This is a genomic window from Candidatus Auribacterota bacterium, from assembly GCA_026392035.1.
GTDB lineage: Bacteria > Auribacterota > Tritonobacteria > UBA1439 > UBA1439 > JAPLCX01.
The window spans coordinates 20,546-27,816 of the sequence record JAPLCX010000115.1 but is presented as its reverse complement, the minus strand read 5'-3'; the positions used below and the strand labels follow the sequence as shown (position 1 = coordinate 27,816).

Here is a 7,271-nt window from a genome sequence, read left to right as displayed (position 1 = left end):
TTCTTCCGAAGAGAGTATAATCTTGAATGGGCTTGTTCTGGGCACAATACGCCTCCTTCTTTGTCTTCGTATTGTGCCGCATCCGTTCTTGAAAAGCAATATTTATATGTCATCATATTTATGATACTGTGTACTTAGTCCTCGTTTTGTTGGGATTTGGAGTTTGGGATTTGGGATTTTCCAAGAGGAGGTTGACGTATGGATTCAATCGGCGATTATCTGCGCGGCGCGCGTGAAGACAGGAAGATTCCGATAGCCCAGGTCGCTCGGGATACAAAGATAAGCGAGAGGTATATCGCGGCAATGGAGAGTGGCGAATTTTCACTTCTCCCCGCCCCCGCCTATGCGAGGGGATTCCTCAGGATATATGCCGAGTACCTCGACCTTGATCCGCGGCCTCTCGTCGAGCAGTACGTGCAGGAGCACGCGGGCGTATTGCGACAGGCCTTCCCTCCCGAGAGTGAAACCTTCGCACCATCCAGCCCGACTGTGTGGAGGCTCGCGGCAATCGGCATCGGCACGGCGATCGTGATTGCGATCGTGGTTGCCTCCGGCCTCAAGTTCTGGAGGTCGTGCTCGGACGCGCGCGCGCGCAAGCCGGCGGTGAGCACCGAGGAGCTGGAGACCTTGCCGCTCCCCCCACTCCCGCCGGCGAGCCCCACGATCGAACCCGCGGCGGCGATGCCGCCGCCCCAGGTGGTCAGGGCGAGGCAAAGGAAACTCGAGGCCAGGGTGAAAGAGAACGTCTGGATGAAGGTGTACGCAGACGGCGTCCTGCTCTTCCAGGGAACTGTGCAAAAGGGGAAAGAGGAGTTCTGGCTGGCCGGGGAGAGTTTTGACATCCGCATCGCCAAGCCCCGTCTGGTTGAGCTCTCGCTCGACGGAAAACCAGTCAAAGAGCTGAAGGGGAAAACGGCGCAGAACATCTTCATTGACAAGGATGGGAAGATCGTGTTCTACAGGGGGAAGATGCGCGCGGAGTGAGCGAGCGATCGAGCGATCGAGCGATCGAGCTATCAAGCAATCAAGCTAGGGGGCGAAGGGGGAACGGCGAGCATTAATCTTTTTGATTTGGTATTTGTCATTTGGGATTTGGGGTTTGGGATTTAATTGGTTATGACGATAAAGGTTGGCGTAACAAGCCTCGGCTGCGCGAAGAATCTGGTTGATTCGGAAGTCATACTTGGGTATCTGAAAGAGGGAGGATACGATACCTGCGAGGAGCTGGATGAGGCGCAGGTTGTCATCGTCAACACGTGCTCGTTTATCCGCGACGCTGAGGAGGAATCGGGGGATACGATCAGGGAACTGGTCGCCCTCAAAATGAAGGGAGAGTTGGAGTGCGTGATCGTCGCGGGATGTCTCCCCGCCCGGCGAGGCCATCGGCTGGCGGAGAGATTCCCCGGCGTGGACCTCTTCCTGCACCCCGGCGAGATCCCACAGGTCGCCCGCCTCATCAGCGGTTTGATGACGGAACGCCCTGGCGCACCCCCGCGGCGCCCCCAGGCAGGCGCGCGGGGCGGCTGGTTTCTGTACGACCATCTGAGCCCGCGGATCAGGCTTTCTCCGCGGCACTACGCATACGTAAAAATAGGAGAGGGCTGCAGCAATGGGTGCAGCTACTGCCTCATCCCTGCCATCAAGGGCAGGCTCGCGTCACGGTCGATTGGTTCCATCCTTGAGGAGGCGCGTAATCTCGCCTCGGATGGTGTGCGGGAGCTCAACCTCATTTCGCAGGACACGACGTCGTACGGGATTGACCTGTATGGCGAGCGCAGATTGCTTGTGCTCCTGAGGGGGCTTGCGGAGGTCGAGGGTCTGACCTGGATTAGAATTCTCTACGGCCACCCTGCGCACTATACGGAGGAGCTCCTGAGGTGCATGTCGGAGGAGCCCGGGGTGTGTGCATACGTTGATTTTCCGCTCCAGCATATCTCTGATCCGATCCTCGCCGCAATGAACAGACGAATAACGAAGGCGAGGGTCGTTGAGAAGCTCCGGTCAGTGAGGAGCCTCATCCCCGGGGTGACGGTGCGGACCACGTTCATCGTCGGGTACCCTGGAGAGACAGAAGCGCATTTCCGCGAGCTTCTTGAGTTTGTAGGCGAGGCCCGCTTTGAGCACTTGGGGGCGTTCATCTACTCCCGCGAAGAGGGGACCGCTGCGGCAGCGCTTCCCCGACAGGTCCCGCACGAGATGAAACGGGAGAGGTTCCACAGGCTCATGGCGCTCCAGCAGGAGATCGTGCGCGCCGCGAACGAGCGGATGATGGGGCGGGTGGTGAAGACGCTGGTGGATGAAGAGCTGCGCGAGGGATCATTTGGTTTCAAGGGCAGGACCGAGGGCGACGCCCCCGAGGTCGATGGGACCGTGTATTTCTCGGGGAGCGGTGTCACGCCGGGAGACCTCATTGATGTGCGGGTGACCGGTGTTACGGAGTACGATCTGGTGGGGGAGATAGTTGAGAGGATTAAGAATTAAGGATTAAGCATTAAGTATGGAATTTCGTTATGCGATGCAGGCTTAATTCTTAGTGCTTAATCCTTACTACTGGTAATGAATCTGCCGAACAAGCTCACAATCCTGAGGGTGGTGCTCGCGTTCATCTTTCTCTTTCTGTTGTGGGCGCGGTTCCCGTTCTCCATGTTCGCGGCCTGGATCGTGTTCGCCGCCGCGGTCATCAGCGACGTCTATGATGGCAGGCTCGCCAGGCGGCATGGCATCGTCACTGATTTCGGAACACTAATGGATCCGGTCGCCGACAAGATGATTATCTGCGCTGCGTTTATCTCCTTCGTGCAGCTGCCGGCGACCCACGTGCCCGCCTGGATGGTGGTGATCATCATCAGCAGGGAATTCATCATCACGAGCCTGCGCCTGCTCGCGCTCTCGAAGGGGCAGGTCCTCGCGGCAGGGCTCTGGGGGAAGCACAAGACCGTCTCGCAGGTTGCCTCAATTCTCATCATCCTCACCTTCCTCGCGTTCAGGGACGTCGCCTTCGCGCTGGGGATTGGCGAGAGGTTCAACGAGCTGTACGGGGCGCACTTCGCCAATTTCGTGTACTGGCTCATGCTCCTGACCGTGGCGCTGACAGTCGGCTCGGGGCTCTATTACCTCTATGAGAACAAGGGCCTGTTCTGGGAAGGGAAGCGGTAACAACAGTTCAAAGTGTAAGGTGTAAAGTTTAAAGATTGGTGTATGCGAGATACCCAATGAAGAGAGCGGCCATCCTTTTTGCGACCTGTTTTGGAGCAGGATACGCGCCGCTGGCCCCGGGGACGGCCGGCGCGGCCGCAGGGCTCATCCCGGTGCTGCTCCTGGCACAATGGCCGTGGATCTATGGTATCGTCGCGGCGCTCCTCTTCGTGGTGGGGGTGTGGGCGAGCAGCATCGCGGAGGAGTCGTTCGGCCAGCATGATTCGCCGCGGATAGTGATTGACGAGGCGGTGAGCGCCATGGTCACCTTTGCGGGGCTCTCGCTCACGCCCATGACGCTCTTTCTCGGCTTCGTCCTCAACCGGTTTCTGGACATCGTCAAGCCCTTCCCCGCGGGCAGTGTCCAGAGGGTGGGGGGAGGGTGGGGGATCATGCTCGATGACCTCGTCACGGGGATCTACAGCAATCTCATTTTGCGAATCATCTGGGCCGTTATTTTTGCATCTCGGTGAGGGAGGGAACAGCATGTCACATGCGAGGCGGATTGCGTCCATGGCGATCGCCGTGGCGTGCGTGGTGTCTCTCACTGATGCCATAGCAGCCTGGAATCCCTTCGCGCCCATGTCCTACCCCAGCGCGCAGGAGCAGTTCGAGTACGCCCACACCCTGGAATCGAAAGGAGACTTTAAGCGCGCCATGGATGCGTACCAGAAAGTGGTGGATAATTTCCCTTCATCCCCCGTTGCCGCGGAGGCGCAGTTCCGGGTCGCCGAGATGCTCGAAAAGACGCGGAGTTACTACGCGGCCTTCAATGCCTACCAGGCCGTTCTCGATAACTACTCCTCATATCCGAAGATCAATCTCATCCTGAACCGCCAGTTCAAGATTGGGAACCTCTTTCTCCAGGGAAAGGCAATCGGTTTCTTGAGGATTAACCCCGCGGGTTCGGACAAGCGTGCGATCGCGATCTACAGCAAGATCCTTTCGAACGCGCCCTTCAGCGACCTCGCCCCCAACGTCCAGTACAACCTGGGCATGGCCTGCATGCACAAGAAGGACTACACCGAAGCGGCAATTGAGTTCGAAAAGATTCCCATCAGATATCCCCACAGCGAGTTTGTCCCGTCCGCGAAGTACCAGCTGGGAGTCTGCGCATACCGGCAGGCCGACGCGGCGCCCTATGATCAGGAGGCAGCGCAGGAAGCCATCAACCGCCTGAGGGAGTACGTCGAGGAGTACTCCTCGGATAAGAACGTGGAGCTCGCCAAGGAGATGTCTACCGAGCTGCAGGGCAGGAAGGCCGCCTCGCTCTACCAGATAGGGTCATTTTACGAGGCGCGTGGGAACCCCAAGGCGGCGCTCATCTATCTTCAGGAGGTGATCAGGAATTACCCGCTCACGCGGTATGGCGAGAAGGCGCGCAAGATCGCCAAGCGGGAGGAGAAGAAGCTCGAGGCGGCGGAGGCGATCAGGCAGGCACAGGACGTTGTTGACGAGATCGAGAGGTTGATCGAGAGCCAGAATTCCGCAATCAGGAAGATAAAGATCAGGGGGCGCACGCGCTATCAGTTCTGGAAGTACGTGATCCCCAGGAAACTGTCCGGCGAAGAGGTGCGGGGGGTTGCGGAGCGGCAGCAGAAAATACACGCCCTCAGCGGGCGCCTCACCGTCGCCCGGCTGGATTTGAGGGAGAGGAACGAGCTTATGGCAAACCGCCTGCGCATGCTGAGCGCGGAGTCGGCCATTGAGAGGCTCGAGGATGACTTGCACAGCACGCAGGTCGAGCTCCAGGTGGCGCAGAACAAGCTCTCCGAGATCGGCGATCTGCCGGATGCCGAATCGGCCGTGCTGGAGGCAGCGGCAGCGGAGATCGCCGGGAAGGAAGAGCTCGCGCGGAGCAAGGAGGCCCAGCTCGAGCAGCTACGCGCGGGCATCGGAAAGATCGAGGAGTCCACCGCCGCTGATGAGAAGCGGGTACGGGAATACTACCGGCAGAAACACGAGTCTCTCGTGGCGAGCCTGGAAGGCAGCGGGAGCGCGCCTTCAGGCACGGCCGCCAGGCGCTGGTGGTGGCCTTGGAAGAGGGCTGCCGCGTCTCCCGTATCGGTAACTCCTCAGCAGGGGGTTGCCGCTGCTCCACCGAGCCAGAAGGGTACGGCTCCCCCCGCCGGGCGAGGAGGGATCTGGGGTCGGCTCTGGCGCTCACGGCGGGGCAGGGGAGAAGATGAGAAACAGGTATTGAAAAATTGCGAGGCCATCTTCAAAGATGCCGAGGATCTCGTAAATCTGGCTGACCGGAAGAGGATGCACGGGAAGTGGAATGAGGCGCTTGAAGATTATGATCGCGCATCTCTCAAGCTCATGGAGCTCATGAGGTTGTGGCCTGAGTACAGGAGCGGTGACGTGTCGCGGAAGCTCCGCACATGCAGTGAGGGCCTCAGGGATACGCGCGAGGAGAGCGCCAGGGAGCAGTACGCGGAGCTCTCGGCGGATCTGGAAGCGAGGCTCCGCAAGAATCCCGATGATGCAGAGGCTCATGTCGCGCTCGGCGATATCTGCCAGTCGTTTGGGAAGACAGACAGGGCAAGAGAGGAGTATTTGAAGGTGGTGGCGCTCCAGCCCGGCAACGCAAAGGCGTACTACAACCTGGGCATCGCCTGCATGGCCAGGGGCGATTTCCGCAATGCGCACGAGGCGTTCCGCAAGACGCTGGAGATAGATCCGAAACAAACCAGAGCCTGCCATGGCATGGGCATTGCGTGCAAAGAACTCGGCGATTACGACGGGGCGCGGCGTGAATTTGAAGAGGCGCTGAGGCTGGATCCCGCGTTTGCCCCCTCCTGTTTCAGCCTCGGGCATCTCTATCAGTCAGTGCTCGGAGACAGGGGCAAGGCGGCCATGTACTGGGAGAAATATCTTGAGTTGCGCCCCAACGATCCCCAGGGATCGAGAATCAGGGAATGGATAGAACAGGAGCGGCAGCAGGGGGCGAAAGAGAGTCCTTCTCACTAAAGAGGTATGTCTTATCTGTGTTCATCCGTGTTCTCTGTGTCTCCGTGGTGAAAATCCACTTCTTTTCTAAAAATCGGTGAAGTTCTGGAACTAGGGGGTTGCGTTTTCGCCGGGGAAGGGCTATTATTACGATCGATTTTACTATCCCTTGAAAGAGGAGAAATAGCGATGAAAAAGGTTTCGGTGATCGCGAGCCTGCTCTGCGTCGGAATATGTCTTGCGGGGTGCGGGTATCGCATCGGGTCTGTGAATCCAGACGATCCGATCAAATCGGTCTATATCCCCAACGTGAAAAACAAAACCACGGAGCCCGCCATAGAGGCCCGTGCGACCAGCAAGATTGTCACCGCGTTCCAGATAGACGGATCCTATATGGTCGTGAATCAGGACGATGCGGATGCCATCCTGGATATCACGCTCATCAGTTACAATAGGTCGGCGCTCCGTTTTGACAAGAACGATATCACGCGGGAGTACCGGCTGACCATCGGCGCCGACCTGGTCTTGAGGGATGCAAAAACCAACAAAGTCGTCTATACCGCGAAGCGAGTGGAAGGAGAGAAGGCATTTTTCGTGACCATCACGCTGCCGGAGTCAGAGCGGATTGCGGTGCCTTTTGCCCTCGAGGATCTCGCGGACCACGTCGTGGAGCGTATCACTGAACGGTGGTGACAGATCATAACGGCGGGGGAGTTGTGGCCGTCAAAGCGGAATATCGTCCAACCCACGCTGTCCCACCTGCCTAGACCGCGAGCTTTTTGGCGAGCCGCGATTTCATACGTCTGGCGTTGCCCTTGTGGATGATCCCCCGCTTTGCCGCCTTGTCCAGGGCCGATGAAATTACCGGGAGGAGTTTTTTTGCGTTATCAATTTCGCCTGCTGTGATGAAGATCCCGTATTTTTTGGTGAGCGTTCTAAGAGTCGCTCTCACGTGCGCGTTGAGGCGGCGTTTTTTTTCATCTGCCCGCATGTGCTTCGCAGCTGATTTTCTTGTCGGCATAACGAGTGTCCTCCTGTAGTAGTTTTCCCGCGTGCGAGTGTGGGGAGGATATATATCAACTCCAGCCCAGAGTGTCAATGGATTGTTGAAGCGGGCGGGGGTG

The 7,271-nt window shown here is 58.3% G+C and carries 7 protein-coding genes; 6 read left to right on the top strand and 1 reads right to left on the bottom strand.

Annotated features, from left to right (window positions below):
• Positions 1–198: 198 nt before the first annotated feature.
• The 6 genes from NTX71_12160 to NTX71_12135 all read left to right on the top strand — a co-directional run bounded on the left by NTX71_12160 (position 199) and on the right by NTX71_12135 (position 6,840).
• Entirely contained in the window at positions 199–984 is a 786-nt protein-coding gene (locus NTX71_12160; protein MCX6340653.1) for a helix-turn-helix domain-containing protein, read from the top strand.
• Between the two features lie 132 nt (positions 985–1,116).
• The gene (rimO, locus tag NTX71_12155) at positions 1,117–2,481 is read left to right on the top strand and encodes a 30S ribosomal protein S12 methylthiotransferase RimO (GenBank protein ID MCX6340652.1); all 1,365 of its coding nucleotides are present in this window, start codon (positions 1,117–1,119) and stop codon (positions 2,479–2,481) included.
• Between the two features lie 75 nt (positions 2,482–2,556).
• Positions 2,557–3,156 (top strand): CDP-diacylglycerol--glycerol-3-phosphate 3-phosphatidyltransferase, encoded by a 600-nt coding sequence (gene pgsA / locus NTX71_12150; GenBank protein ID MCX6340651.1) that lies wholly within the window; start codon positions 2,557–2,559, stop codon positions 3,154–3,156.
• A 56-nt stretch (positions 3,157–3,212) separates the two neighbouring features.
• Positions 3,213–3,668 carry a phosphatidylglycerophosphatase A gene (locus NTX71_12145; GenBank protein ID MCX6340650.1) on the top strand — a complete coding sequence of 152 codons (456 nt, stop codon included), beginning with the start codon at positions 3,213–3,215 and terminating at the stop codon, positions 3,666–3,668.
• Between the two features lie 13 nt (positions 3,669–3,681).
• Positions 3,682–6,168: an outer membrane protein assembly factor BamD gene (gene bamD / locus NTX71_12140; protein ID MCX6340649.1), complete on the top strand. Its 2,487-nt coding sequence runs from the start codon at positions 3,682–3,684 to the stop codon at positions 6,166–6,168.
• Positions 6,169–6,336: 168 nt separating this feature from the next.
• Positions 6,337–6,840, top strand: coding sequence for an LptE family protein (locus NTX71_12135; GenBank protein MCX6340648.1), 504 nt, complete (start codon positions 6,337–6,339; stop codon positions 6,838–6,840).
• A gap of 70 nt (positions 6,841–6,910) precedes the next feature.
• Here NTX71_12135 and rpsT read toward each other — a convergent pair whose 3' ends face one another.
• Positions 6,911–7,168 (bottom strand): 30S ribosomal protein S20, encoded by a 258-nt coding sequence (gene rpsT / locus NTX71_12130; protein ID MCX6340647.1) that lies wholly within the window; start codon positions 7,166–7,168, stop codon positions 6,911–6,913.
• Between the last annotated feature and the right edge of the window lie 103 nt (positions 7,169–7,271).